25 protein-coding genes are annotated in these 26,332 nt (G+C 60.9%); 16 read left to right on the top strand and 9 right to left on the bottom strand.

From position 1 onward, the window contains the following. The coding region (locus tag NW814_RS03510; protein WP_414405225.1) for a hypothetical protein at positions 1 to 1,296 on the top strand (1,296 nt) is incomplete at its 5' end. Between the two features lie 168 nt (positions 1,297 to 1,464). After that, complete coding sequence (locus tag NW814_RS03515) at positions 1,465 to 2,802, top strand: (Fe-S)-binding protein (protein WP_414405226.1); 1,338 nt, start codon at positions 1,465 to 1,467, stop codon at positions 2,800 to 2,802. Here NW814_RS03515 and NW814_RS03520 read toward each other — a convergent pair whose 3' ends face one another. Together NW814_RS03520 and dnaK are read right to left on the bottom strand one after the other, a co-directional pair. Then, positions 2,803 to 3,747, bottom strand: a complete 945-nt coding sequence (locus NW814_RS03520) for a DnaJ C-terminal domain-containing protein (RefSeq protein ID WP_414395011.1) — start codon at positions 3,745 to 3,747, stop codon at positions 2,803 to 2,805. Between the two features lie 140 nt (positions 3,748 to 3,887). Then, positions 3,888 to 5,780, bottom strand: coding sequence for a molecular chaperone DnaK (gene dnaK, locus NW814_RS03525; protein ID WP_414405227.1), 1,893 nt, complete (start codon positions 5,778 to 5,780; stop codon positions 3,888 to 3,890). 630 nt (positions 5,781 to 6,410) lie between these two features. On the opposite strand from dnaK, the gene speA reads away from it, so the two are divergent. Next, entirely contained in the window at positions 6,411 to 8,336 is a 1,926-nt protein-coding gene (gene speA, locus NW814_RS03530) for a biosynthetic arginine decarboxylase (protein ID WP_414405228.1), read from the top strand. Positions 8,337 to 8,584: 248 nt separating this feature from the next. Here the strand turns inward: speA and NW814_RS03535 are convergent, their stop codons facing one another. The 3 genes from NW814_RS03535 to NW814_RS03545 form a co-directional block, all read right to left on the bottom strand. Then, on the bottom strand, positions 8,585 to 8,830 hold the full coding sequence (locus NW814_RS03535) for a GlsB/YeaQ/YmgE family stress response membrane protein (RefSeq protein ID WP_414395007.1): 246 nt from the start codon (positions 8,828 to 8,830) through the stop codon (positions 8,585 to 8,587). A 341-nt stretch (positions 8,831 to 9,171) separates the two neighbouring features. Next, positions 9,172 to 10,476 (bottom strand): metallophosphoesterase family protein, encoded by a 1,305-nt coding sequence (locus tag NW814_RS03540; RefSeq protein ID WP_414405229.1) that lies wholly within the window; start codon positions 10,474 to 10,476, stop codon positions 9,172 to 9,174. 40 nt (positions 10,477 to 10,516) lie between these two features. Next, positions 10,517 to 10,768 carry an RNA recognition motif domain-containing protein gene (locus tag NW814_RS03545; protein ID WP_414395004.1) on the bottom strand — a complete coding sequence of 84 codons (252 nt, stop codon included), beginning with the start codon at positions 10,766 to 10,768 and terminating at the stop codon, positions 10,517 to 10,519. Between the two features lie 368 nt (positions 10,769 to 11,136). Here NW814_RS03545 and NW814_RS03550 point away from each other — a divergent pair, with 368 nt between their 5' ends. From NW814_RS03550 to def, 4 genes are all read left to right on the top strand, one after another. Further along, positions 11,137 to 11,313: an NblA/ycf18 family protein gene (locus NW814_RS03550; RefSeq protein ID WP_414395003.1), complete on the top strand. Its 177-nt coding sequence runs from the start codon at positions 11,137 to 11,139 to the stop codon at positions 11,311 to 11,313. A gap of 6 nt (positions 11,314 to 11,319) precedes the next feature. Next, positions 11,320 to 11,634 carry a DUF2499 domain-containing protein gene (locus tag NW814_RS03555; protein WP_414405230.1) on the top strand — a complete coding sequence of 105 codons (315 nt, stop codon included), beginning with the start codon at positions 11,320 to 11,322 and terminating at the stop codon, positions 11,632 to 11,634. Between the two features lie 3 nt (positions 11,635 to 11,637). Further along, positions 11,638 to 11,943: a DUF3593 domain-containing protein gene (locus NW814_RS03560; RefSeq protein ID WP_414395000.1), complete on the top strand. Its 306-nt coding sequence runs from the start codon at positions 11,638 to 11,640 to the stop codon at positions 11,941 to 11,943. A 97-nt stretch (positions 11,944 to 12,040) separates the two neighbouring features. Continuing rightward, positions 12,041 to 12,637, top strand: coding sequence for a peptide deformylase (def, locus tag NW814_RS03565; protein ID WP_414405231.1), 597 nt, complete (start codon positions 12,041 to 12,043; stop codon positions 12,635 to 12,637). Position 12,638: 1 nt separating this feature from the next. Here the strand turns inward: def and NW814_RS03570 are convergent, their stop codons facing one another. After that, the gene (locus NW814_RS03570; protein WP_414405232.1) at positions 12,639 to 12,992 is read right to left on the bottom strand and encodes a hypothetical protein; all 354 of its coding nucleotides are present in this window, start codon (positions 12,990 to 12,992) and stop codon (positions 12,639 to 12,641) included. A gap of 93 nt (positions 12,993 to 13,085) precedes the next feature. On the opposite strand from NW814_RS03570, the gene cbiD reads away from it, so the two are divergent. From cbiD to fmt, 3 genes are all read left to right on the top strand, one after another. Further along, on the top strand, positions 13,086 to 14,213 hold the full coding sequence (cbiD, locus tag NW814_RS03575) for a cobalt-precorrin-5B (C(1))-methyltransferase CbiD (RefSeq protein WP_414405233.1): 1,128 nt from the start codon (positions 13,086 to 13,088) through the stop codon (positions 14,211 to 14,213). 64 nt (positions 14,214 to 14,277) lie between these two features. Then, on the top strand, positions 14,278 to 14,988 hold the full coding sequence (locus NW814_RS03580) for a hypothetical protein (protein ID WP_414405234.1): 711 nt from the start codon (positions 14,278 to 14,280) through the stop codon (positions 14,986 to 14,988). A 24-nt stretch (positions 14,989 to 15,012) separates the two neighbouring features. Beyond that, positions 15,013 to 16,005 (top strand): methionyl-tRNA formyltransferase, encoded by a 993-nt coding sequence (gene fmt / locus NW814_RS03585; protein ID WP_414405235.1) that lies wholly within the window; start codon positions 15,013 to 15,015, stop codon positions 16,003 to 16,005. Between the two features lie 10 nt (positions 16,006 to 16,015). On the opposite strand, the gene radC is transcribed toward fmt, so the two are convergent. Continuing rightward, positions 16,016 to 16,747 (bottom strand): RadC family protein, encoded by a 732-nt coding sequence (gene radC, locus NW814_RS03590; protein WP_414395154.1) that lies wholly within the window; start codon positions 16,745 to 16,747, stop codon positions 16,016 to 16,018. 751 nt (positions 16,748 to 17,498) lie between these two features. On the opposite strand from radC, the gene NW814_RS03595 reads away from it, so the two are divergent. Then, a complete protein-coding gene (locus NW814_RS03595; RefSeq protein WP_414405236.1) occupies positions 17,499 to 17,861 on the top strand; it encodes a pentapeptide repeat-containing protein in 363 nt (120 codons plus the stop codon). 207 nt (positions 17,862 to 18,068) lie between these two features. Here NW814_RS03595 and NW814_RS03600 read toward each other — a convergent pair whose 3' ends face one another. Both NW814_RS03600 and NW814_RS03605 read right to left on the bottom strand, forming a co-directional pair. After that, positions 18,069 to 19,130 carry a CIA30 family protein gene (locus NW814_RS03600; protein WP_414405237.1) on the bottom strand — a complete coding sequence of 354 codons (1,062 nt, stop codon included), beginning with the start codon at positions 19,128 to 19,130 and terminating at the stop codon, positions 18,069 to 18,071. Between the two features lie 148 nt (positions 19,131 to 19,278). Next, the gene (locus tag NW814_RS03605) at positions 19,279 to 20,448 is read right to left on the bottom strand and encodes a lipid-A-disaccharide synthase-related protein (protein WP_414405238.1); all 1,170 of its coding nucleotides are present in this window, start codon (positions 20,446 to 20,448) and stop codon (positions 19,279 to 19,281) included. A gap of 95 nt (positions 20,449 to 20,543) precedes the next feature. On the opposite strand from NW814_RS03605, the gene NW814_RS03610 reads away from it, so the two are divergent. From NW814_RS03610 to NW814_RS03630, 5 genes are all read left to right on the top strand, one after another. Next, positions 20,544 to 20,849: a hypothetical protein gene (locus NW814_RS03610; RefSeq protein WP_414405239.1), complete on the top strand. Its 306-nt coding sequence runs from the start codon at positions 20,544 to 20,546 to the stop codon at positions 20,847 to 20,849. Between the two features lie 63 nt (positions 20,850 to 20,912). Then, a complete protein-coding gene (locus NW814_RS03615; RefSeq protein WP_414405240.1) occupies positions 20,913 to 21,959 on the top strand; it encodes a thiamine phosphate synthase in 1,047 nt (348 codons plus the stop codon). Between the two features lie 153 nt (positions 21,960 to 22,112). Continuing rightward, a complete protein-coding gene (locus NW814_RS03620; RefSeq protein ID WP_414405306.1) occupies positions 22,113 to 23,636 on the top strand; it encodes an AAA family ATPase in 1,524 nt (507 codons plus the stop codon). A 131-nt stretch (positions 23,637 to 23,767) separates the two neighbouring features. Further along, positions 23,768 to 25,840 carry an NAD(P)/FAD-dependent oxidoreductase gene (locus NW814_RS03625; protein WP_414405241.1) on the top strand — a complete coding sequence of 691 codons (2,073 nt, stop codon included), beginning with the start codon at positions 23,768 to 23,770 and terminating at the stop codon, positions 25,838 to 25,840. 69 nt (positions 25,841 to 25,909) lie between these two features. Further along, complete coding sequence (locus NW814_RS03630) at positions 25,910 to 26,251, top strand: histidine triad nucleotide-binding protein (RefSeq protein ID WP_414394984.1); 342 nt, start codon at positions 25,910 to 25,912, stop codon at positions 26,249 to 26,251. The last annotated feature ends 81 nt before the right edge of the window (positions 26,252 to 26,332 follow it).

Below are 26,332 nucleotides of genomic sequence, written 5' to 3' on the forward strand. Positions count from 1 at the left end.
TACTTCAGCGGCTCTCTTTCCTTCTACCTTGCCTACCACAACGCCGACGACCGAGCGCTCATGGAAGGTCTCTGTCGGCTCTTTCGGGCTAAGGCGCCGCAGTTGAACTTTGAAGCGCCGCATGTTGCCCGCTGGCAGTTCCCTACAGGTCGGCGCATCCGGGTTGGCTTTTGCTCCCAGTTGCTTGTCAACCACACCATCGGCAAGCTCTACCAGGGCCTTCTGGTTCAGCTTGACCGTTCCCGCTTTGAGGTCATCCTCATCTACCCACCACAAGCCAAGCGTGACCAACTGCGAGCTAGGTTGGAAGCTGCTTGCGACCGAACGGTGACCCTCAGCGGTCGACTTCCCCAGTGGCAAGCACAAGTTGCAGCCCTTGAACTCGATGCCCTCTTCTACCCCGACATTGGCATGTGGCCATCCACCTACTTTCTGGCCTATGCGCGGCTTGCGCCTGTGCAGATGGTTAGTTACGGCCATCCGGATACCACCGGCATCGATACAGTTGATTACTTCCTAGGGGGAGATGCGCCGATGGAACCGGAAGGAGCAGAAGCCTACTACAGTGAGCGCTTGGTGCGTTTTACCCGCCTCCCCTTTTGCTACCAACTTTTCAGCTTGCCAACGTCAATTCCCTCCCGCACAGAACTGGGCCTGCCAGAGCACGGCCGGCTCTACGGCTGCCCTCAATCTTTGTTTAAGCTGCACCCTGACTTCGACGCGGTGCTAGCAGCCATTGCTGAGGGCGACCCCGAGGGCCACATTGTCATGATTGAGAACTTCGCCAAGGCTTGGAGCGAGCAGCTCAGGGCGCGCTGGGCAAAGAGTGCCCCTATCCTCAACGAACGGGTCTGCTTCCTGCCGTACCAGCCGCTTGATCGCTTCATGGCTTTGGTGGCCCACTGTAATGTTTTGCTGGATCCCATTCATTTCGGCTCAGGCAACACTCTCTACGAGCCCATGGCTTACGGCAAACCAATTGTCACCTGGCCTGGGCGCTTTGCCCGTGCGCGTTTTGTGGCAGCAGCCTACGAGCAGATGGGGATCGCCGAGATTGCGCCTATTGCCCCCTCCATCGAGGACTATGCGCCCACAGCCCTTGCTTTTGCTCGTGACCAAGAACGCTGCCTCGCTTTTGCCAGCAAGGCTGTAGCAGCAGCCAAAACGCACCTGTACTTCGACCTAGGGGCGGTGCGTCAATTCGAAGCCTTCCTCCTAGCGGCGCTGGAAGCGGCTGCCCAGGGCGAGAAGCTGCCAAGTGGCTTCCGGGTGCCGCCTCCCAAGGGCGGGAGCTGACCTTTTTGGGAGGCTCTGGCCAGGCCTGGCAGCTTTGCTCTGCCGTGGGATGTAATCAGCCCCCTCACTCTGGGATTAAGATGCAGAAAAACTGCAGGCAGGATGGCAAGCTGCCAATGGTCTCCCTGCATGGCCATGTAGAGCTGAGAGCGCGATAGGTCGAAGCCAATGAGTTTATCGCAAGGGCCGGGTTTTGATGGGGTGGATCCCCCGGATCCGAAGCTGATCGATGCCTGTGTGCATTGTGGGTTTTGCCTGACCACCTGCCCCAGCTATCGCGTCCTCGGCAAGGAGACGGATTCGCCGCGGGGCCGCATCTACCAGATGGACGCCCTCAATCAGGGCCAAATCTCTCTCTCAGCGGCAGTGGTTTCCCACTTCGACACGTGCCTGGGCTGTTTGGCCTGTGTAACGGCTTGCCCCTCGGGGGTGCGCTACGACCGGCTGATTGCCGCTACCCGACCTCAGATTGAGCGCAACTACCGCCGCAACCTCTGGGATCGACTGTACCGCCAGTTGATTTTTTTCCTCTTCCCCTATCCGGAGCGGCTGCGACCGCTGCTCTGGCCCCTCTGGCTCTACCAAAAGATGGGGATCGGCGCCTGGGTCCACAAGGGGCTGGAAAAAATCTCCCCGCGGCTAGCGGCCATGGAATCGCTGCTGCCCCCTTTGCAGGTGGAGCACCTTTTGCCCAAGCGCTATCCGGAGCGGATCCCGGCGGTGGGCGAGCGCCGCTTTCGCGTGGGGCTGATTCTTGGCTGTGTGCAGCGCCTGTTTGCCCCCCAGGTAAATGAGGCCAGCATGCGCGTCTTAACCCACAATGGCTGTGAGGTGGTGATCCCACCTGCCCAGGGCTGTTGCGGAGCCTTGCCCCACCACCAAGGGCAATTGCAGCAGGCGAAAACTCTGGCCCGCCAGATGGTGGATGCTTTTGCTGTCTACGACTTGGATGCCATTCTCATCACTGCCTCTGGCTGCGGGCATACGCTGAAGGAGTACGGCCACATCCTGGGTAAGGATCCCCACTACCAAGAGAAAGCAGCCCAGTTTGCGGCCAAAGTCAAGGACATCCAGGAGTTTCTTGCTCAGGTGGGGTTGACCGCTCCTCTCCATCCGCTGCAGCCGGATCCCTTGGTGCTGGTCTATCAGGATGCCTGTCACATGCTGCACGGGCAGCGCCTTAGCCAGGAGCCGCGCCAACTGCTGCGGCAGATCCCGGGCCTGGAGCTGCGGGATCCCGTCGATGCTGCCCTCTGCTGTGGCAGCTCCGGCGTCTACAACCTGTTGCAACCCGAGGTGGCGGACGAGCTGGGATCCCAAAAGGTGGCCAACCTCCTCAACACCGGCGCCCAGGGGATCGTCTCCGCCAACATCGGCTGCCGCTTGCAAATCCAAAAGCACCTGCGCCTGCAAGGCAAGGCCAGGATCCCCATCTACCACCCCATGGAGCTCTTGGACCGGGCTCTCCAACCGCCCACTCCAGAGCTAGCCAAGGCAACTGCCTAGCTAGAGCTTGAGAGCGGCGCGGGGATCGTAGGACTGGATGCGCTGCAGCTTTTCGTAGAGTTCTCGTTCCTCCTCCGAAAGCCGCGTGGGCAAATAGATCTGAACTACCGCGTAGAAGTCGCCCCGCTCCCCGTTGCCCTTGGGAAAGCCCCGCTCTGCCAACCGCAGCTTTCGCCCTGGTTGCGTCCCTGGCGGGATGCGCAGCTTCACCAGCCCGTCTAGCGTGGGCACCTCCACCTGGGCACCTAAAACCGCCTCGCTGGGACTAAGCGGCAGGTCGCAGTAGACGTCAAACCCCTCTAGGCGGTAGAAGGGATGCTCCTTCAACTCGATCTTGAGGTAGAGATCGCCAGCGCCCCCGTTGGGTTTGGGGTGGCCCTGGCCGCGCAGGCGAATTCGCTTGCCCGGCGTGATTCCCGGTGGGATGCTCACCTCAAGCACGCGATCCCCGCCCACCCGCAGGCGGCGCTTTCCCCCCTCAAACGCTTCCGAGATGGAAAGGTGGAGGGTGGCCTCCGCGTCGTAGTTGGCATTGGCCGAAGGACTGCTGCGGTCTTTGCCAGAGCTGCGCACTCGCCCTAGCAGTTGATCGATAAAATCCTGAAAGTCTTCAAACTGGTCGAAATCGACGCCCCCTCCCCCCAAGCCAAAGTCCTCGCCAAAGGAGCTTTCGCCAAAGGGGCTGCTGTAGGTCTCTCGCCGGTAGCGAAAGCCACCCTGCTGGTGGTACTGGCTGAATTGGTCGTACTGCCTGCGCTTGCTGGGATCGGAGAGAACCTCGTAGGCTTCGTTGATGTCTTTAAACTTTTCCTCAGCAGTTTTGTCGTTGGGGTTGACGTCTGGGTGGTATTTCCGCGCCAAGCGACGATAGGCCTGCTTGATCTCCTCAGCAGTGGCTGTCTTGCTAACCCCCAGAATTTTGTAGTAGTCCTTGAAGCTTTGCATGGAGGCATCCGCAGGCAGAGGGCTACCAACCCCGAAGAAGGAAGGAGGCGGGCTAGTGACCCTTGCCCATCCCCTCCCTCCTCCTGTTGAAACTGGCACCAGAAGCCGGATCCCTCCTTCCTAGAGGGATCCCGCAGGGGTTACTTGGCCTCAGTGAAATCGGCGTCGATGACGTCATCGCTGCCGCCGGCAGTCTTCCCTGCGCTAGCAGTGGAGCTAGAGGAAGCGCCAGCTTGCTGATAGAGCTCGCTGCTCATGGCGTAGAGAGCCTCCTGCAGCTCCCGCTCCTTGCTTTGGATGGCGCTGTCGTCATCGCGCTGGATGGCCTCCCGCAGCTCCCGCACCAGGGTCTCGATTTGGCTGCGCTTGCTGGAGGAGATCTTGTCTCCCAGCTCCTTCAACTGCCGCTCGGCCTGGTAGGCCAGAGAGTCGGCCTTGTTGCGGCGCTCGATTTTCTCGCGGCGGGCGCGGTCTTCGGCGGCGTATTTTTCCGCTTCGGCAATCATCCGCTCCACCTCTTTGCTATCGAGCGTGGAGGCGCCGGTGATGGAGATGCTCTGCTCCTTGCCGCTTCCTCTGTCTCTAGCCGTTACCTTGAGGATGCCGTTGGCGTCGATATCAAAGGTCACCTCAATTTGGGGCACACCGCGAGGAGCGGGTGGGATCCCTTCCAGCCTGAAGCGGCCCAGCGATTTGTTGTCGCGAGCCAACTCCCGCTCCCCTTGAACCACGTGGATTTCCACCGAGGTCTGCCCATCTTCCGCTGTGGAGAAGATCTCCGACTTGCGGGTGGGAATGGTGGTGTTGCGCGGGATCAGCTTGGTGGCGATACCGCCCAGGGTTTCTACCCCCAGCGACAGGGGAGTGACATCCAAGAGCAGCACGTCTTTCACCTCGCCCGCCAGCACCGCGGCTTGGATGGCAGCGCCGACAGCCACCACCTCGTCGGGGTTGACGGTTTGGTTGGGCTCCTTGCCCAGCAGTTCCCTCACTAACCGCTGTACCGCCGGAATGCGGGTGGAACCGCCCACCAGCACCACTTCGTTGATGTCAGCCTTGGTGAGCTTAGCATCCCGCAGGGCCTGCTCCACCGGACCTTTGCAGCGCTCTAGCAGGTCGGCGCAGAGGTGCTCAAAGTGGGCGCGCGAGAGCTTCAGCTCCAGGTGCTTCGGACCGTCGGCAGTGGCAGTGATGAAGGGCAGGTTGATGGTGGTCTCCAAGACGCTGGACAGCTCAATCTTGGCTTTCTCCGCAGCTTCTGTTAGCCGCTGCAGGGCCTGTCGGTCTTGCCGCAGGTCGATCCCTTCCATGCGCTTGAACTCTTCGGCCATCCAGTCGACGATCTTCTTGTCGAAGTCGTCGCCGCCCAGTTGCGTGTCGCCGCTGGTGGCTTTCACCTCAAAGACCCCATCTCCTACCTCGAGAATGGAGACGTCGAAGGTACCACCGCCCAGGTCAAAGACAAGGATGGTCTCGTTGGTGCGCTTATCCAAGCCGTAGGCCAAGGAAGCCGCGGTCGGCTCGTTGATGATGCGCAGCACCTCCAAGCCAGCAATGCGGCCTGCATCTTTGGTGGCCTGCCGCTGAGAGTCGTTAAAGTAGGCAGGCACGGTAATAACGGCTTGGGTGACCTGTTGACCCAGGTAGCGGCTGGCATCTTCGACCAGCTTGCGCAGCACCATGGCCGAGATTTCCTCGGGGGCAAATTCCTTGTTCATGCGGGGTGAGTACAACTTGACATTGCCCCGTTCATCCCGCCGCACCTGGTAGGGAACCCTCCTGGCCTCGGCGCCCACCTCGTCGTACTTGCGCCCGATAAACCGCTTGACGGAGTAAAAGGTGTTCTCGGGGTTGAGCACTGCCTGGCGACGAGCCATCTGACCCACCAGGCGCTCCCCATCCTTGGTAAAGGCAACTACCGAGGGTGTGGTGCGGCTCCCCTCGGCATTAGGAATAACCGTGGGGACACCCCCCTCCATTACGGCGACAACCGAGTTGGTTGTGCCCAGATCAATTCCTACAACTTTTCCCATCGGCTCCTTCTTCTCCTCTTTGTGTGTACAGGACTTCGGTTACCGCCGCCAGCCCATCCGCTTGTGGGGTAGCTTGGGCAGCCAACTTGCGAAAATCTGGCAAAGGCTTAGCCATTTCCTGAGCCGATCTTAACCAGGTGGTTGGCAACGCTAGGGCGAGAATGCCGCCCATTTCTGGGGGTTGAAAAGCCGACCTGTTACGGATCTCCGTACCTGCGGGGTTGGGGAGTCGAAGCTTCGGGAGTGGGGAGAAAAACTCATCCAGGGCCGCCACCGCAAGAGTTGCAGGCCCAGACCAACTTCACGTCGCCAATCACCCCTTTGCTGAGGAGCAGCCAGGCGTTCGTGCCCTTCCCCGCAGGGTTACAGCGGGGATCCATCGAGGCAAAAAAGAGCATTAGTGAGAAAGACTAAGAAAAACAGCAAAAGAAAGAGAAAGAGAGAGCTTGCCGCTAGAGCCTTTTTCAAGGAGCTCTCAAGCCCAAAGCCTTATCTGGCAAGGCTTAGGCGGTTTCCGGCACAGCCTCCCTGCTTGGGAAAAATCTTGACGCCTTCTGAAATAGAGCAATATATTGTGGATTCTGTGCGGAAATCCTGCGCTGTTCACATCTCGGTATCTGGGGGACTGCTATGCCGACTTTGACTCGTTCTCCCTGGACACTGCGAGACAGCGAAAAGCTCTATCGCATCTGCTACTGGGGGGAGCCCTACTTCCGTATCAACGCCGCCGGTCATGTGGAGGTAACCCCACAGGGCCTACAGCAGCAGGAACCGGGCATTGACCTGTACCACCTGGTGAAGGATCTGGTGGCGCGGGGTTTGCAGTTGCCGTTGTTGATTCGCTTTCCCGAGATTGTGGCCGACCGCATGCGGCAGCTTTGCCAGAGCTTTCAGCAGGCCATTGAGCGCTTTGGCTACCCCAATGTCTATCGGGGGGTTTACCCGGTCAAGGTGAACCAGCAGCGCCACCTGGTGGAAGAGGTGGTGAAGCACGGCCGCGCCTACCATTTTGGCCTGGAAGCGGGATCGAAGCCGGAGCTGTTGATTGCCCTAGCTCTGCTGGACACTCCTGGGGCTTTGCTAATCTGCAATGGCTACAAAGACCGCGACTTTATGGAAACGGCCCTCTTGGCCCAGCGGCTGGGGCGCACGCCCATCATCGTCCTGGAGCGGCTGCAGGAGCTGGAGCTGGTGCTGCAGGCTGCCGAGCACCTGGGCATTGATCCCATGCTGGGGGTGCGGGCCAAGCTTTCTACCCAAGGCAGCGGGCGCTGGGGCACCTCGGCCGGGGATCGGGCCAAGTTTGGCCTTACAGCGACGGAGATTTTGCAGGTGGTGGAACGGCTGCGGGAAGTCGGCAAGCTGCACTGTCTGCGCCTGTTGCACTACCACATCGGCTCGCAGATCTCGATGGCGAGTGTGCACGGGCGGGCTGTGCGGGAGGCCAGCCAGATCTACATTGAACTCGTCAAGCTGGGAGCGCCGATGGGCTACCTGGATATCGGCGGCGGCTTAGGGGTTGACTACGACGGATCCCAGTCCGCCAGTCATTTCTCCCAGAGCTATAGCGTCGAGGACTACGCCGCCACCGTGGTGCAGACAGTGCTGACCACCCTGCAGCCGCATGGGATCCGGCCACCGGTGCTGGTTACCGAAAGCGGGCGGGCCTTGATGTCCCACCAGTCGGTGTTGGTTTTTGACGTGCAGGATGTCAATGTGGCTAGCCCCTACCCCATGCCTACCCACCTCACCTCCAATGCAGAGGTGATCCAGAAGCTAAACCAGCTCTACTACGAGATCCGGCCCGATACCCTAGTGGCCGATTATCGCCGCTGCCAGGAGCTAAAAGAAGCTGCCCTGCGCCAGTTCATCGAGGGATCCCTCAGCTTGCAGGAGCGGGCCGAGGTGGAGCGGCTGTTTTGGAACTGCTCCGACAAGATCTGCACCTTGGCCTACGAGCAGTACCAGGCAGGACAGCCCGTGGCTGTAGATCTCCTGGAGCTGGACGAGATGCTGGCCAGCATCTACTACGGCAATTTCTCCCTGTTCCAGTCCCTGCCGGATAGCTGGGCCATCGGCCAGGTCTTTCCCATCATGCCCATCCACCGTCTGGACGAGGAGCCGCGCCAATGGGCTACCTTGGCGGATCTAACCTGCGACAGCGACGGCAAGATCAACCGCTTCTTTGGCGAAGACGGCCAAATCACCTCGGTCTTGCCGCTGCATGATCCCGACGGGCAGCCCTACCTGCTGGGGGTGTTCTTGGGGGGTGCCTACCAGGAGATCCTGGGGGATCTGCACAACCTCTTTGGCGACACCAACGCGGTGCATGTCCGCACCCGTCCTGGCGGCTATCACGTCTCCCAAGTGATCAAGGGAGACACGATTGCTGAGGTGCTGAGCTGGGTGCAATACACCAGCGAAGACCTGGTGGAAGCCCTGCACCACGCCACTGAAGCCGCGCTACAAAGGGGGCAGATCACTCTAGAGCAGGCTAGGGCGCTGCAGCAGCACTTTGAAGACAACCTGCGGGCCTACACTTACCTGCACCGCTAGCTGCCCCTCTGCCATCCCGGCTTTAGCTCGTGGGGGTGGTGGGGGTAGCTGAGCCCTGCGCTGTACTCAGTGCCGGGAGTAGGTCACGGAAAGGGTGGGCTCTATGGCCCCCTTTTTCTCATTGGACAGCTGCCGGCCTGAGCAGAGGTGCTCCTTACCCAGCAATCTGAACCAGACACGGGTTTGATCCACAGCCACCCAAGAAAGCAGGGTCACGCCAGCTATCCCTGCCCGCTGGCAACGTACTCTCAAGCCCGGCGAAGAAAGTTGACCAACGCCAACAAAACCAAAGCGCCAACGGTTGCCATCAACAATTTCCCCAGCAGACCTGTAGCCCATAAGCCGAGCAAGTTGAAAAGGTATTCTCCCACAACTGCTCCGCAAATGCCGACAATGATGTTACCGATCAGGCCAAAACCGTAGCCGCGCTGGATAGACCCTGCCAGCCAACCGGCAATTGCCCCGATCACTAGAGATCTCAGTACGCTTTCCATGCCCTTTGCTCCTTCTTTTCTCGAGACAAATCCACTCCACCTCCAGCTTCTTTCGAAGTCGAGGCGGAGCCTGGCAGTGACATGATAACTGCAGGGATCCCTTGCTTTCCACGGCTCCCCAGCTCTACAAAAGGAAAGACTGGCAGGGTGAGATCTGCCAGCCTAGGTTAGTTCCCTGGAAGTGAGCTGAGAGCGTCGTTGCCAACGACTTCAACCCAGTTCCAGTCTCTGCCGTTTCCCCCCCCTCCCGAAGTGATCCGGATCACGCGGCAAAGGTTCTTTAGAAGCGGCCCTGCTCCCCACCTCTGACCGACAAAGGTCAAAGCAATGGAGGCAGAGCCCTAGAACAAGGGCAATTGCTGCTCTTCCCAGTCGGCGGGGCTTGGAGGATCCACCTCCTCCTCGTTGGCATTCCCTTCCGGCAAGGGATCTGCTGCTTCCGCCAGCAACTGACGGGCAGCCGCCAGCAACTCGTTGCGCAAAGGGGCCAGATCGCTGCGGTCAGCTAGATACTGCTCCAGAGCCGTCAGGGGCTCTAGATGTCTGGGATCCAAGCCCGGCAAGCGGATGCGGCCAGGGCTGACCACTTCTGGGGCAATGGTGTAGCTGAAGGCAGGGGCAAGGGCTTGGTGCAGAGCCCGCTCGTCAATGCCATCGAGCTGGTCGGGGCGAAGGCGGTAGATGAGGCGTAGGATGGAGCCGGCTACAGGGGCCTTGGCAATGGCCTCCAGGAGTTTGGCTTGCACTTCTTGGGGGGGATAGGGGGTGAGATCGAGGCGGATGGTGTGAAAGGCGCGGGCGGGCAAGGGCAAAAATTCGTAGCTTGCTCCTGTGGCCGTAACCTCTGCCACTACGCAACCTTTTTCCTCTTTTTCCTCCCCGAAGTCCACCCGCTCGATGCTGCCGGGATAGATCACCAAGGGATCCCGACAGAGCACCTGGTGGCAGTGCACATGCCCCAAAGCCACGTACTGGTAAGCTGGCCGCGCCAGCAACCAGAGGGGCACCGTCAGGCCTTTGCCTACCGAAAGATGCCGCTCGGCCCCGTGGCGGGCTGTATCTACCATTACATGGGCTAGTAAAATTGCCGGGATCCCGGGCCGTAACCTGCGGGCCTCCCCTTCCAGCGCCAGATCCAAGCGCTGTAGCAGCTTCTGGGTCAGCCCTTCAGGGTCAAGGCCCAAGCCCTCTTGGCGGGCCAGTAGGGTGGAGCGGTTTAGCCAAGGCAGGGTGGTCACCTGGACTGGGCCGCTGCGAGTTTCAATCCAATGGGTCTGCAGCCGATCCCCGACGACAAACCCCGCCACCCCTAAGGCCCGGTAGATGGCTAGGCTGTTGCCCTCCTGGCCCTGTCCGTATTGGTCGTGGTTACCCACCAAGAGAACGGTCGGGATGCCGGCATCGGCCAACCGGCGAAACTGCTGGGCAAAGAGTTCTTGGTGCCGAGGGGGCGGCGTCGCATCGGGAAAGGCATCTCCCCCAAACAGAACTAAGTCCACAGCTAGATCGAGGGCAAGGTCAATGCACCGCTGCAAGGAAGCCACAAAATCCTCCAAGCGGGTGTTCAGTCCTGTGGCCGGGTTGATGGAGCCGTAGGCTAGGCCACTGCCCAAATGGACATCGGAAAAATGCAACAGCCTCACCATCTCAGCCGCCCTTCTCTAAATTCCAGGCCCAGCCTGGGATCTAAGTCTCTCGGCGCGGCCGGGCCCACTCTAGCCGCAAGGGCCGACCCATAAATTCCTGACCGTTGGCAACGTTAATGGCTTCTTCTTCCTCCGCCTTGGTGGCCAACTCCACAAATGCAAAACCCCTTGTCTGGCCGGTTTCTCGGTCTCTCGGGATCGTAACTGACTTAACGTTCCACCGCTGCTGGAAGAAGGCTTTGAGCTCTTCAGTTGAAGCTTTATAGTTTAGGTTTCCCACAAAAATAGTCATAGCAATGTAAGCAAGGCAAGGCACAGGTCAGGAGGAGCAGCAGCCCCAGCTCAAGGTACTTCACTTCTACCATGACGCCTTGCTCGCTTGCCCAAAATAACAAGACGTAAAGGGATCCCTGCTCAAAAAGCTTCGCATCTCCCTATCCGAAATGCGCCCTCGTCAAATCTGTAGAACTGGACTTTTTCTGCTACTTCGTTGAGATCTCCCTCCCCCACCTAGCTACCAGGACTTGGCATCTTATTGCAGCTTGTTAAGGGAGATTGTTAAGATATGTGTTATCCTGACTGCGTCGCGCGTCAGGGGCAGGGTTGGAATAGCCCAAAGCAAGTCTCTGACCTACCCCCAAGCCTCTCGAGGTGACGATAATGGAGGAAACGCCAGGTCTTTCTTTGGAACAAGAATTTCGCCAGCGGGCTTTTGAGATGCTGGTGGCTCGCATGAGCCCGGAGCAAGCTAAGGACATCCTGGTCAAGCTGCACAAGCAAATGCTGCTGCAGGAGGCCACCTACCGCCAGTTGCTGCGCCAGTTCCTCAACGCCTAGGGGTGTATGCATGCCCTTTCATTTCCCACCTGGTGGATTCACGTGGCCAGCGTCTTGGAGTGGCTGGCGGCCATCGTTTGGGTGTGGCAGTTTGGGGAGCGAATGGGGCGCCCCGAATGGCGAAGCCTGAGCTGGGCGATGCTGCCGGCGCTGGTGGGAGCCATGTGTGCCATTACCTGGCACTGGTTTGACAACGACCCCAACTTGGAGGGGCTGGTGACTGCTCAGGCTGGGTTTACCCTGCTGGGCAACTGTACGCTGGCGTGGGCAGCCTACCGCATTTGGCGGGCCGAGCAAGCGGAGGAACGAGATCCCAGCTAAGCAATGAACAGCTTGTTTGCTCTCTCTCTGTTTCCCTACTTGCTCTTTTTGTTCTTCCTGTCGCGGCTGCGCCGGATCCCGCGCTTGGCGGTGGCGGGCTTTTGGCTGCTGCTGCTTTTTGTTGCCGTCAGCATCCCAGCAGGGTTGTACGCCCAGAAGCACTACGGCACTTCTTTAGCCAATGTGGATCCCCTCCATGGAGGGGCAGAGGCTTTTCTCACTCTCTCCAACATTTTGGTGGCCTTGGGCTTCAAGCAAGCCCTTGACCAGAAGGCCCAGGGATCCCCGAACAGCCCTGAGCAGTCGTGAGTCCTCAGGCCTAACTTCCAGGCGTCCCCGGGGTTTGAGCAAGTGTAGAATGAGGGGGCCAGCTAGACAACCTGATGTTTGTTCAGAGACCTGCCCGATGGTGGCCACGCTTTCTGTCCCCAAAGTTAAACTCAAAAACCCACCGCTGCGCATCCATCGCATGGGGGACAAGGTGCTGCGGCAACCGGCCAAGCGGATTAGCCAAGTCAACGACGAGATCCGCCAATTGGCGCGCGATATGCTGCAGACCATGTACAGCGCTGATGGCATTGGTCTGGCAGCGCCACAGGTGGGCGTTCCCAAGCGCTTGATTGTGGTGGACATCTATCCCGACAAGCCAGAAGTGCCGCCGCTGGTACTGATTAATCCGGAGATCCGCGAGTACCTTGGCGAAACGGTGGCTGCTCAGGAGGGTTGCCTAAGCATTCCAGGCGTCTTCTGTGAGGTTCTACGCGCCCAGGGAGTGGTGGTGTCGTTTAAGGACGAAAGCGGACGGCCCCGCACAATCCAAGCCGATGACTTGCTGGCGCGGGTCATCCAACACGAAATCGATCATCTCAACGGTGTGCTGTTTGTTGATTACGTGGAAAACGAACTGCTGCTGGATCAGGAGCTGCGCAAGCATGGCTTCCAGATGCAGGATGTGCAACGCAGAGCTAATCCCCTTGCCGCTCCTGCCCTGGAACCTCGCTAGGTTATTTGCGCAGGCGCTGGGCCAAGAGCTGCTCCTCCAGGGCGGCAATGCGGTTGTAAGCAGCAGTTAGCTGCGCGCTCAAGCGTTGGATCTGGGCCTCAGGGGCAAGATCATAGGTCGGCTGGCGGTTGCCGACTACAGGCGGATCCTCCTCCAGCAAAAAGTTATGGCTCCCATCTCCGACCAAGTCGGCGTTTAGGGTTCTATAGCAGGAGGAGGCGGGCACAGCTTTTTTGGCCTCTTGCCGCACCAGCAGGGCAGCGGCCACCTGTTCTGGCAGCCGTTCAATGGCAGCTTTCAGCTCCTGAATTTGCCCCTCCAGACGCTCAAAATAGTGCTGCAAGGTTTCGCTCATAGCTGCCACGCTCTTAACTCTTTACTCCCATTGAAAAGACAGGTTTCTATCCCTCCCTCCCTTCGCCCAGATCATTTAACGATTGAACAAAAAATGCAGGATTCCCTCCCCTCCTCCCCTCAGCGAGGTTACACCTTGCCCGTGTTTGCAGTGGCTGCTGCCAAGGCAGCCTTTCATCACCTCCTCAAGATTCCCTTGCCCCAGGAGGGTGGTTGTCCCGTCGTGGCAGTGCAGGTGGAGCCTGAGGTGGGATCGGTCAGGATCCCGGTGGAGCAGGTGGCCACGTTGTCGGAGAACACCGCTTTAGCCATCACCCGCTCGGATCCCGGCCCTCACCTGGATCTCACCCGCAACACGCCGGTCTGGGGGTGGGTGGCTCTGGAGGAAAAAGATCCCACCGCTCCCCCTTTGCTTCTAGAAGCGGGCGAGGGGCTAGGGCGACGCGCTGACGGCAGTCCAGCCATCTCTGCCTACGCCCGGCGTCTGTTTGAGGTCAACCTTTTGGCAGGGATCCCGGAGGGTTATCGCCTGCGGGTGCGCATCATTTTGCCGGAAGGCAAGCTGCTGGCAGAACGCACCTCCAATGCTGCTTTCGGGGTGCTGGAGGGGCTAGCGCTGGTGGGGACACGGGCGGAGGTGGAGCCTTCTGCCAGTGCCGAAAGTCTGGAGCAAGCCCGGCAAGAGCTGCAACAGAAGCTCGAGCAGCACAGGCAGCTGGCCTTTTGCCTAGGCAGCCACGGGCAACAGGTAGCCCTGCGGCAAGGGATCCCGGCAGAGCAAATCCTGCGGGTAGCCAATTGGGTAGGGCCGCTGCTGGTGGAGGCGGCGCTGCGGGGGGCGGAGGCCGTTCACTTGATTGGCTACCACGGCAAACTCATCAAGCTAGCAGGCGGCATCTTCACCACCTCCAGCCATGTGGCCGATGCCCGCCTGGAGATTCTGGTGGCAGCCTTGATCCGCTGTGGGGGAGCAGCCGAGCAGGCGCGACGGCTGTTGGAGGTGGGAACGGTGGAAGCAGCAGTGCAGTACCTAGAAAGCCTGGGTTGGGCAGAGCCGGTGCTGCAGGCCCTGGCTTGCCGAATCTGCGAGCGGGCAGCAGCCTATGTGCAAAAGTACGCCGGCCGATCCCTAGCGTTGGCGGTAACGTTGTTTGATCGACAAGGGCAAGTTTGCGTGCAGGCGGGGCAGGGACTTAAACCTCAGCCTGCTCAAACCCTCTAGTGGTTTTCAGCAACTCTAGGCGCTGAGCTAGGTTGGATCCGAAGCTACCCAGGGATCTCCACCAGTGGCTACTTCTTCTGCAGCTTCTCCCCAGCCTCCGCTGTCGGAGAGGGTGGCGCGCCTGCAGGCAGCCCTGAGTGCCCTAGGGTTGAGCTCTCTCCAAGTCCAGGCGCGTCTTTCCGGCCACCGCCTGTTACTGCGTTTAGAAGGGGAGCCCCTCCCGGATCCGGACTGGCTGCTGGAGAGCCTCCTGCCAACCCTAGAGGAAATGGCGCTGAGCTACCGGCAGCGCCAGGTGGAGCTGTTCGGCTTTCCCCCCAACGAAGGGATCCCGGAATGGCACCGCGAGTGGCGCTACCAGCCGCCGCCCAACCCCAACAGCCCCTTGTACCGTGCCCGGCAGGGGGATGAGGAGGCCCTCCAGGAGGTGCTCAACTACTTGCTCCACCCAGAAGGAATCCGCGCTCGGGTTCACCTGCATCCCAAGCTGGGCTGGCTGCAGATTAACTTGCAGGCTGCAGAGGCGCCGGATCCAGCCTGGGCCAAGGATTTTGTGCGGCGGGTTCTAACGCGCTTAGAATTGACCTTTGTGCAACGGCTGCGGCTTTCTGGGCAAAAGCTAAGCTCTTTCTTTCCAAGCTGGAGCCAGGAATTCGATCTCAAACAGCCCACCTTTTGGCAGGCTCCCCCAGGCAGGCTTTCTCCCTTTCCTTCTCCAGCAGCCGACGCTGCCGATGGCGAGCCCCCTCGGCCTTCCCCCGCCGCCCTAGACTAAAGGGCAGGGTTCAGGGGGTTGGCCATGCGGGTTGTCTTCTTTGGCACGCCGGAGTTTGCCCTACCTTCGCTCCAGGCTCTCCTGCAGCCGCCGTCTCCTTTTGAAGTAGTAGGATTGGTCTGCCAGCCGGATCGGCCCCAGGGACGAGGACAAAGGGTGCTTCCTCCGCCCACGAAGGTCCTTGCCCAAGCCCAGGGGATCCCCGTGTGGCAACCTGTCCGTTTGCGGCGGGATGCAGAGGTGCTGGCGGCGCTGGCGGCTCTGGCTGCCGATGTGTTTGTGGTGGTGGCCTATGGCCAAATCCTGCCACCGGCGGTGCTGCAGATGCCCCGGCTGGGCTGCGTCAATGTCCACGCCTCCCTCCTGCCGGCCTACCGCGGCGCTGCCCCCATCCAGTGGGCCATTGCCAACGGCGAGACCGAGACTGGGGTCACCACCATGCTCATGGACGAGGGCCTAGATACAGGAGCCATCTTGCTGCAGGCCAAGCTGCCCATCGGGCCGGAGCAGACCGGCTTGGAGCTGACCTCCCAACTAGCCCAACTGGGGGCAAGCCTGCTGGTGGAGACGCTGCTGAAGTTGGAAAAAGGAGAGCTGACCCCCATTCCTCAGGATGACTCGCGGGCCACCTACGCCCCCCTGCTCAAAAAACAGGACTTCCAGCTCGATTGGCGGCGCTCGGCCCAGGCTTTGCACAATCAAATCCGCGCCTTTTCCCCCAACTGCTTTACCGGCTTGCAGGGGCAGCGGATTAAGATTGTCCGCTCCGCCTCTCCTCAGTTGCACCCGCCACCTAATCCTCTTCCCCAGGGCAGCCCTGGAGAAGTCGTGGGACTGGCCAAGGGAGAAGGGGTGTACGTGGCTACCGGCGAGGGATCCCTCCTAATCCGGCGGGCCCAGCTGCCTGGCAGAAAAGAACAGTCGGCTTGGGATCTGGTCAACGGCGGCCAGCTCAGGGTGGGCATGCGCTTTGAGCCGCTTTTGGAGACCGATAGTTCCTCTCCCCAGGCAGAGTAGGTCAGGGGGCTCATTCTGGCTGGGGAAACTCCTGCCAGAGGTTGGTGTGTTGGCGCAGGCTGAGGAACTGACCGCCGCCCAGGATGAGGTGATCCAAAACGGGGATCTGCAGCAGTTGTCCCGCCTGCAGCAGTTGCCGCGTGAGAGCCAGATCCTCGGGGCTGGGATCCAAGCTGCCAGAGGGGTGGTTGTGGGCCACCAGGATGCGGCTGGCTCCCTGCTTGATGGCGCTGCGGAAGGTTTCCCGGGGGTGGGTGAGGGTTTCCGTGGCGGTTCCCCGCGTTACGATCTGCTGGCCGATGAGGCGGTGCTTGATATCCAGGTGCAGGACGGCAAAGTGCTCTTGGGCCTCCCACATCAGGTCGGCGCTTAGGGCCATGGCCGCCTGTTCTGGCGATTCAATCACCGTCAGCTCAGGTGGTCGGGCCAAAAAGATCCGCCGCCCCAGCTCGATGGCCGCCAGTACCGTTGCCGCCTTGGCCGGGCCGATGCCCTCAATTTGAAGCAGCTCCCCGGCCTCCACCTGGCGCAACTGGGCAAGGGGATCTCCTTGCGCTTCCAGTTTTTTGAGGAGCAATTGAGCTAGGCCCAAGGCAGAGAGCTTGCCCGGCCCCTGGCCTGTGTTGAGCAAAATGGCCAACAGCTCGGCGTGGGAGAGGCTTTTGGCCCCTTGGCTGAGCAGTCGCTCGCGCGGGCGGTCCCGAAGGGGAAGGTCGCTAATACGCAGCACATACTGGCCCATATTCTTCGACAGCCAAAAGGGGCTGCTACAGGCTGGGATCCCAGGTTACCAGGCAATCGGGCACCTACGCCGTGCTTGCCAGGAACCCGCAGCGGATCTCAAAGATAGGGTACAAACGAGCGCAGCCCATAGGGGCCAACCCTTCCTGAAAAAAAGTGGACGGCTCCCCCCTGAGTATGCTGCAACAACCGCCAGCACCAGGATCAAGGTAGGGCCACAGGTGAAGAAGGGTTACAAGATAGCTCCTAGGAAAGGGGAAAGGACAGAACCGTCACAAAGAGGAAGCCAACGGGATCCCTTGAATCCACCGCAACGCCGCACGCAGCTTGGCCAGGAGAGCGGTGGCCACCCAGTCCGCCACCTGGACGCCTGCCGGATCCCTGCCAACAATAAGGACACGGGGCTGCCGCGTCTGGTAACCTCCACACTCCCCCAGCGCGTAGCGCTAACGGGTATCCCGGCGGGCTAGCTAACGTCTCACGAGGAGACAGTACGGTGATGGAAAACTTCGATCCTGTTTTAGGCGGACAAGGGCCTGGCGGATTCGATCCGGTCATAGGTGGCCTGGTGGCTGTTCGACAAGCCCTGGCCAGTCCGGATCCTCAAGTGAGAATCCGAGCTCTCAGAAATGCTCTCCAACACGGGGAAGAAGGTGCGCAGCTTCTGATTAAGACGCTGCACGAGGACAAGAATTGGCAAGTGAAGTTTACTTGCTTGGGAAGCGCTCCTGAAATCGCATAATCCCCAGCACGTGCAGGCGGCCAAGGCGTACCGGATCCCCCTACGTCAAGTTGGAGATGTTCAAGCAAAGTATGAAGCAGGCAAGCGAGACTTTCGCTGGGCTGACTTAAGGGGGGCCGATCTGTGGGATGCCAGCCTGAGCAACGCTGACCTACGCGGGGCCAATCTGAGCAAGGCCAGGCTGAGGGAGGCCAACCTGAGCAAGGCCGACCTGAGCGGAGCCAACCTGAGTGAGGCTGACCTGAGGGGGGCCAAACTGTTGGGTACTCAGCTCAGAGGGGCCAACCTAAAAGGTGCCCAGCTTGATCCCGGATGGGGATGGTTCAAAGATTTGACGGGCACAATTCTTCCCGATGGGACACGCCATCCTTAGACCTTGTAGCCCCAAGGTCTGTGGAGTCTCGAAGAGGTCGGAAAGCGGAATCCCCAGAGCAGCCAATCTTTTCTTGGCCACCGGCAGTAGCAGGGCGGGATCCTAGGATCCCAACCAGTGCGCCTAGAGCTCTCCACCTCTGACCAGAGCGCCCAGCCTGACGGGCCTTGTCAGCAGCCCAAAGGGATCCCAGCAGTGGGTCAAAGCTTAGCCAGGGAAAGCTTCTAAAGGCACCACCCGGCCCACACTTTCGGGCGAGCGCAAAAGGCGCAGCAGGTGAGCGGCTAAGGTAGATCCCTCGATCCCGGCGGGAATTTCCACCCCACACCAGCGGCTGGAGCTCTCCTGCAGGGCTGTCACCCACGCGGGCGACAGGGATCCCTGGGCCACCCCAATCAGTTGCGGCAGGGGGTCGCTGCGGTAAAGCCCAATCCAGCGCAGGCCCAGTTGGAAGGGCCCAGGCCGAAAACGAGGGTTAGGGCTGCCGTCGACTTCAAACTTGCTCAGCATCAGCTGCAGCGAATAGATCTGGCGGGTATTCAAGGGGGGAGCGGCAACCCGGCGGGCGCGAAAGGTGGGCACCATCTCGGCAAAAGGAACCTGGACGGTCTGCTCCTCCCCAGGGGTGGTGTCGAAGGCGTAGGCGTAGGCTGGGCTGTCCCAGCCGCCTTGATCCCTGAGCAAAACCTTGTAGCGCTGTCCATCGCCCCGCAGCCGCAGCTCCAGGCCAGCAAACCCTGAGGCGTCCAAGGGAGGCTGCCAATTGCGCGTGCGCGTGGAAACAAAGCCGCCGAAGTTGGCCGTGGAAACCTGGCCCGTAAACAGCAGCTCGCCCTCTCCCCAGAGCAGTTGGCTTTGGCTCACCCCACCCATCACCACATCGTCCAAGATGCCCCAGAACTGGTTCCACTGGGGGTTGGGCTGGCGGAAGTCAAAGAGTATCTGTTCCGTTTGGCCGCTGCGGCGCAGCCGTTCCAGGTGGGCCCTGGCCACCTCTGGCGCTCCCAGCCCCAAGATCACCCTGGCTGTCGCACAGTCCTGGCTCTGCCCCACCTCCGCCCCTTGCTGGCGCAACCCCTCTGTCAAACCTTCGGGCAGGCCATCGCCCAAAAGAACCAGAGGAAGGGAAGTGGCTGGCGTCAGAGAAGGAGGCATAAAGGGAACTTCTGGGCTTTGAAAGCCATTCTGAAGCCAGCGCCAGAAGCTGGCAAAGGGTAGCACCTCGTAGTAGGTGAGGGTGTTCCAAAATCGCCCTAAGTCCCAGGTCATCTCTAGCTGCTCCAAAACGCCCTCCAAGTAGGCAGAACCGGCTACCTACCCAAGGGATCCCCCTTCTCCAGCGTAGGCAAAGGGGCAACAGGGCGGCAGCAATTGGGGCAAGCTGAGCGGGACTCAGTAGCCTTGAGACCGCCACAGATTAGTCCCGGGGACCGGCAAGCAGGGCTGCGATCTGGTCGGCAATGCGCTGGGTGGCCCCAGGGGATCCCATGCGCCGTTGCCCGTGGGCCCGCAGTTGGGCGGCGTAATCGGGATCCCTGGCTAGGCGGTCCAGAATTTGGCAGAGCACGGCGGGGGCCTGCTGGGGAGAAGTGAGGTGGACGGCGGATCCCAGAAGGCGGCTTTGGGCTTCGGCAAAGCGCGGGGTAAATTGTGGCCCCTCTCCCGGCAGGGTGACCACTGGCTTTCCTAGGCCGACGCATTGTTCCGTGGCCGTCCCCGCCATGGCCAACACCGCCGTAGCTCGGTGAGCACAGGTGCCGAAATCTCCCCACACCAGCAGCAGGTCGCGGCGCCGAGACGGGATCTTCTTCTGAAGGGGATCCCGCTCCAGGTTGGGGCTGAGGGCTGCATAGACTTGGATTTCCGGCGGCAGTTGCTCTACCACCTGCATCATCAAAGCCCAGTTGCGGTAGGCTTCCGGAGGACGGGATCCCGGCAGCAACAGCACCGCAGGCCGGCTGGGATCCAAAGGCAATTCCCCCCGCGGCTCTAAGTCGTCCATCATCGGGTTGCCCAGGTAGAAGGCCCTTAGGCCCCGTTGCTGTAGGCCAGTTGCCGTCAGCTCATCCCGCAGAAAAGAACCCAGGCAGCGCCTGTGGGCCATCAGCCAGCGCTCCCAGGGCAAGTAATCGGAAGCCGGCTGGCCCAGCCAAGGGCGGCGGTAGGGCCCCCGCTCATCCCGCCAGTAGTAGTCCGACTTGGCCGTGCCCACGAAAACGTAGGGGATCCCGCTCCACCACGCCATGGCCAGGGGCACAATGTCTCCCACGGCTAGCACCAGCTCCACCTGCTTGGCTAGGCGGCGCACCAGAGCCAGTTGCTGCCTCGTCAGGCCCAACAAGCCAGCGCGCAGATCCCGCCACAGCTGCCGCCAATCCTGGTAGATAAATCCCCCCGAAGGCATTACCTGGGTCAGGGGCAGCAGCGGGATCCCTCGCCGTCGATACGCCACCCCTTCCCCCACAATCGGCAGGGCCTGCACTGGGATCCCTCGTTGGGTGAGGGCTGAGGCAATGCGGCTAGCCACCTCATCTTCTCCGTGGCCATTGCTCAGGCACAGCACCCGCGCCAGATTTTGGGAGTTCATTGCTGGGGGAGGTTGTCGTCTCCAGCCAGACTAAACGAGCCTACCAAAGCCTACCGAATTAAAATAGGGCCAATCTGAGAGAGAAAGCCGGGGCGATGATCCGAAATGAGCGACAGCGAGCCGAGTTTATTGCAGCGGTGGAAGCCTTGCGCCTGGAAGGGCCCTACTTCGTCGAGACCCGTCTTAGCCGTCAGCGGGGGCCTTTTTGGCGGGCGGTGAAGGATGTGGCCGCCGGCCAGCCCTGGTGGGAGATCCGCTACTTTCCTGCCTGTGAGCGCTACGCTTGGGCCTACCTGCCAGAAGGAAGCGGCCCCCGTGAGTTTGCCTGGGGACACACGCCCCAGCAGGCTTTCCTCAACGCCCTTTGGCAACAGCCTGCCTCCTCTTCGGACAAGGGCTAGCCCAGGTGCCGGAGAGACTATTCCAGTTTAGAGTAAGGATTAAAACTCCCACGCGCAGGGGACATGAAACCACAAGCCGTCGCCCGGATTCTCGATGCCAACCTTGACCGCGCTCGCGAAGGGCTCCGGGTATTGGAGGAGTGGTTTCGCTTTGGTCTGGAGAACGGCGAGCTGGCTAGCGAGTGCAAAGCTATGCGCCAGGCCCTAGCCCGTTGGCACAGTAACCCACTGCGGTTGGCCCGCGACACCCCTGCTGACCCCGGCACCCAGCTCTCCCATCCCCAGGAGGAGGAGCGGCGGGATCTCAGCCACCTGTTGCAAGCCAATTGCAGCCGCGTGCAGGAGGCGCTGCGGGTGCTGGAAGAATACGGCAAGCTGGCCGAATCCCAGCAGTGGGTGGCCCCTGGCCTGGCCAAGCTGGCCAAAGACATGCGCTACCACCTCTACGTTCTTGAAAGTGAGCTGTTGGGCAGATCCCTGCGCCGACGGCTGTTGGCAGCCCGTCTTTACCTGGTCACCAGCCCGGTGCCCCACTGGCTGGAAGTAGTGGAAAAGGCGCTGCGGGGCGGGGTGACCTTGGTCCAGTACCGCCGCAAGAACCTGGCCGACAGGGAGATGCTCTGGGATCTCAAACAGCTGCGGCAACTGTGCGACCGCTACCAGGCGTTGATGATTGTCAACGACCGGGTGGACTTGGCCTTGGTCAGCCAGGCGGATGGGGTACACCTGGGCCAGACGGATTTGCCAGTTGCCCAAGCCCGACAACTGCTGGGATCCCAACGCCTGATTGGCCTGTCCACCACCAACGCTGAAGAGTTGGCCCAGGCCCTCGCCAGCGACGTGGATTACATTGGCGTCGGCCCTGTCTACGCTACCCCCACCAAGGCGGAAAAACCGCCTGCGGGCCTGGAGTACGTGCGCCTGGCTGCCGAGAAGGCCTCTCTGCCCTGGTTTGCCATTGGCGGCATCGATCTCCACAACCTGCCGGAGGTGCTGCGGGCAGGCGCCAGTCGCGTAGCCGTGGTGCGGGCCCTGATGGAGGCGGCGGATCCCACCCAGACCGCCCGTGCCATGCTGGCCGAGTTGCAAGGGATCCCTGCTCTATCCTGAAAGAGGAAGAGCCTACTTTTCATCCCCCTGATGGCAGAGTTGGCAAAAGAACTCAGAGAGCTCACGGATCGCAACCAGAAAAGCGGCGGCGATCCCAGCCTAAGTGGGATTGCCACTGAGGTGCAAGGGGAGCTGATCCAGGAGCTGGATCTGATGATCCGGGCCCGCTACCCTTTGATCTACCTAGTCTCCCCCGAAGAGGAGCCGGCCGATGCCGTGCTCGTGCAGGTAGCCAAAAGAACCGATCCGCCGCGGCGGCTGCTGTTTTGGGACGTGGTACGGGGCTGGCAGGATAGCGGCGAAGACCGGGGTTCCCTCATGGCCGCCCTAGGGCGGGTGTGGCGCTCAGCTCCCCAGGAAGACACTCTGTTTGTGCTGCGGGATCCGCACTTTGTGTTGCGCAACGCCACCAGCGACAAAAACGCCCCCATCCTGCGGGAGCTGAAAAACCTTAGCCGCGAGCTCAAGCGCACCCGCAAGACCTTGATCCTGCTCAGCCATACTCTGGAGGTGCCCAGCGACCTAGCCGAGGAGGTCACCGTTGTCGATATTCCCCTGCCCAACAGCGAAGAGATTAGCCGCCTCATCCAGCTCTATGTAGCTCCCGAAAAACTTAAGCTCAGCCCCTTGGGTCGCGAGCAACTGGTCAAAGCCTGTCAGGGGCTAAGCCGAGAGCGCATCCGCCGCGTTTTGGCCCGCGCCCTGGCCGCCAAGCAGGAGGTCAACGAGGCCGATATCGACCTGGTGTTGGAGGAGAAGAAGCAGGCCATCCGCCAGACGGGCATTCTGGAGTTTTTCACCGCCCGCGAGACCCTGAAAAATGTGGGTGGGCTGGACAATCTCAAGGCTTGGGTGCGGGTGCGCCAGGAAGCCTTTACCGAAGAGGCGCGGCGCTACGGCCTGCCCAACCCCAAGGGGGTGCTGCTGGTGGGGATCCAGGGCACCGGCAAGTCCCTCTCGGCCAAGACCATCGCCAACGAGTGGCGGCTGCCCCTGTTGCGGCTGGATGTTGGGCGGCTGTTTGCTGGGATTGTTGGCGAGTCGGAAAGCCGCGTGCGCCAGATGATCCAACTGGCGGAGGCCATGGCCCCCTGTGTGCTCTGGATTGACGAAATTGACAAGGCCTTTGGCAACATCACCAGCGGCGCCGACGGGGACTCGGGCACCAGCCGCCGGGTGTTCGGCAGCCTCATTACCTGGATGCAGGAGAAAACCAGCCCGGTCTTCATCGTGGCCACTGCCAACAACGTGCCCCTCTTGCCGCCGGAGCTGTTGCGCAAGGGCCGCTTCGACGAGATCTTTTTCCTTAACCTACCCACCCACGCTGAGCGCAAGGAGATCTTCCGGGTACATCTGCAGCGGCTGCGCCCCAACCGCCTGCGGGAATTCGACCTGGATGCTCTAGCAGCCGCAGCTCAGAATTTCAGCGGCGCCGAGATCGAGCAGGCTATCGTGGACGCCATGTACAACGCCTTTGGGGGCAGTGGCAGCGGCGCTCGGCGAGACTTCACCCAGGAAGACATCCTGCAGGCCATCCGCGAAACCGTGCCCTTGGCCTCCATTGCCCGCGAGCAGATCGAAAGCCTGAAGTGCTGGGCTGCCCAAGCCGGCGCTAGAGTTGCCTCTCAAGATGCTCAGGTGCTGCAGGAGATGAAGCAATGTTTTGCGGCTTCGTAGAGCCCCTAGGCGGGGGTTGAGGCCCTGGAGTCGGCTCCCACCAAGCGGCTTACTGAGGCATTGGGAACCTAAGCGCTCCTCCCCTCGTGTCACAATGGGTAAAGATTGGCTTCTTTTTGTGTCTTGGCCCTGTGCTCAAGCCTCTGTACTACCGCGAGATCCCTTGCCCAGAGACCGCTCAAGTGCTGCGCTGGCTGCAGGAGCACCTGCCTTTGCCTACGGGCAGCCAAAAGGTGCTGACTTCTACCGGCCTGCGCCTACAGGGATCTGGAGCGGAGCTGGCCGTTTTCCTCTGGTCGGGGCTAAACACCACCTATCTCAAGATCTTCCAGTGGTCAGAGCGGCCTTTTCCCCAGCAGGGCCGCTGGCTAAAGGAAGTGGAAAAGGCTATCCAAAGCCAGTTTCCCCACCGCTACCCGCAGTTGCCCCCTATCGATCTCAGCCAGGGATCCATCTTTGAGCAATTGGAGCCCTTTTACCCGCAGACGGTAAAGTATTTCCGCCGCATCCCCAACGGCGAGTTTGACCTGCAGCGGGTTTACTGGTGGGAGAGGCGCTGGCGGGAGGAGGTACAGTCCCCTCCTACTCAGCGGCCACCGGTGCTGTTGCGTCAGCCTGCCCCCCAACCTGCACCCTTGGAGTGGGACTTGGTGGTGGTGGGCGGAGCCCTGGGAGCCATCTACGGCGCGGCCATGGCCCGCCTGGGCTACCGCGTGGCCTTGGTGGAACGGCTTCCCTTTGGCCGCATGAATCGGGAGTGGAACATCTCGCGGCGGGAGCTGCAGACCCTGGTGGACTTCGGCCTCCTCAGCCCTGAGGAGATGGAGAGCCTGATTCTGCGGGAATACACCGATGGGTTCAACAAGTTTTTTGATGGCAACAGCCCTGTACGCGCGCCCGTCCTGCACACGCCGACGGTGCTCAACCTGGCCATCGATGCCGAAAAACTCCTGCAGCTCTGCGGCCAGATCCTAAAAGCCTGCGGCGGCGCCATCTACGAGCGCAGTGAGTTCCAGCGGGCCTATATCGAGGAGCAAGGCGTCACGGTGGTGGTTAGGGACTTAACCACTCAAGAAGAGTTCTGCCTGGGAACCCGCCTGTTGGTGGATGCCATGGGGACAGCTTCCCCCGTTGCCCAGCAGCTCTACGGCCGCCGCGCCTTTGACAGCGTTTGCCCCACGGTGGGAGCTACCATTGCAGGGGGGTTTGAGCCGGGAGTTTGGGATCCCCAGTTTGGCGACATCCTGGCCAGCCATGGAGACATCAGCCGCGGTCGACAACTGATCTGGGAACTGTTCCCTGGGCCAGGGGAGGATCTCACCTTCTACCTGTTCTACTACCACCAAGTACACCCGGAAAACCCGGGCTCCCTCTTGGAGTTGTACGAAGACTTTTTCACCATCCTGCCTGAGTACCGCCGCTGTGACCCAGAGCGCCTACAGTGGAAGAAGGCCACCTTTGGCTATATCCCCGGACGCTTTGGCCGGCAGCCAGCTTCCGCAGAGCCCTTCGACCGCGTTCTCTTGATTGGGGATGCGGCAGCCCTGCAATCGCCCTTGAGCTTTACGGGGTTTGGATCCCTGGTGCGCAACTGCCCCCGCCTTTGTGACCTACTGGACACAGCCTTGCGCCATGATCTGCTCAAAGCGGCCGACCTAGCCCAGATCCGCGCCTATCAGGGCAACTCGGCGGTGACCTGGCTGTTTTCTCGCGGCATGATGGTGCCCACCGGTAAGGTACTGCCGCCCGAGCGCATCAACGCCATCCTCAACAGCTTCTTTGGCACTCTCACTACCGAGCCGCCAGAGGTGGTGGACGACTTTATCAAAGACCGGGCTGGCTGGCTGGCCTTTAACCGCATGGCCATCAAGGCAGCTCTGCGGAACCCACGGCTGCTGCTGTGGATTTGGGAGGCGGTGGGGGCGGAAGGCTTTGCCCAGTGGCTACCCACCTATTTCAGCTACACCGGCCTGGCCTTGCTCTCGGCCTTGCTGGGGGGCTGGTTCCCCAAGCTGCTGCGGCGCCTGCAGCTCTGGCTGGAGCCTCGCTACCCGCGCCTCTGGCTGCGCTGCCTAAGCTGGAGCTACACCCTCACTTACGGTGTCGGCCGGCCGCGCCTCGAGTTCCACCTTCCTGCTCCTAGTTCTTCTGCTAAGCCAAGCGTCCAAAATCCGATACCGAGCTGGATAGAAGAAAGAGTCTAGCTCATGCAGCCACGGCAGTTTAGAGTCACAAACAGGTAGGCTAAGGGCAGAACTTGTTTGTCACCACCCATGAGCGACACGGTTTTCAGCAAGATCATCCGTAGGGAGATCCCCGCCCAAATTGTCTACGAAGACGAGAGGGCAATTGCTTTCAAAGACATTGCTCCCCAGGCCCCTGTCCACATCCTGGTGGTGCCCAAGGAGCCCATTCCCCGGATTTCCCAGGCCAAACCTGAGCATGAGGCGCTGTTGGGGCACCTACTGTTGACAGCCCAACGGGTGGCTGCTGCAGCTGGCCTAGACAAAGGCTACCGCTTGGTCATCAACGACGGAGAAGACGGTGGCCAAACTGTCTTTCATCTCCACATTCACGTTCTCGGCGGTCGACCCATGGGCTGGCCTCCCGGCTAGACGACGGTTTTGCCGCCAATGGGGGGCTTTATAGAGCGCTCCGCGCCGCCAGGGCGAGAAGGTGCAGACGTGTCAACCGGT

The sequence above is a fragment of the Synechococcus sp. R65.1 genome (assembly GCF_047461755.1).
Classification (GTDB): Bacteria; Cyanobacteriota; Cyanobacteriia; order Thermostichales; family Thermostichaceae; genus Thermostichus.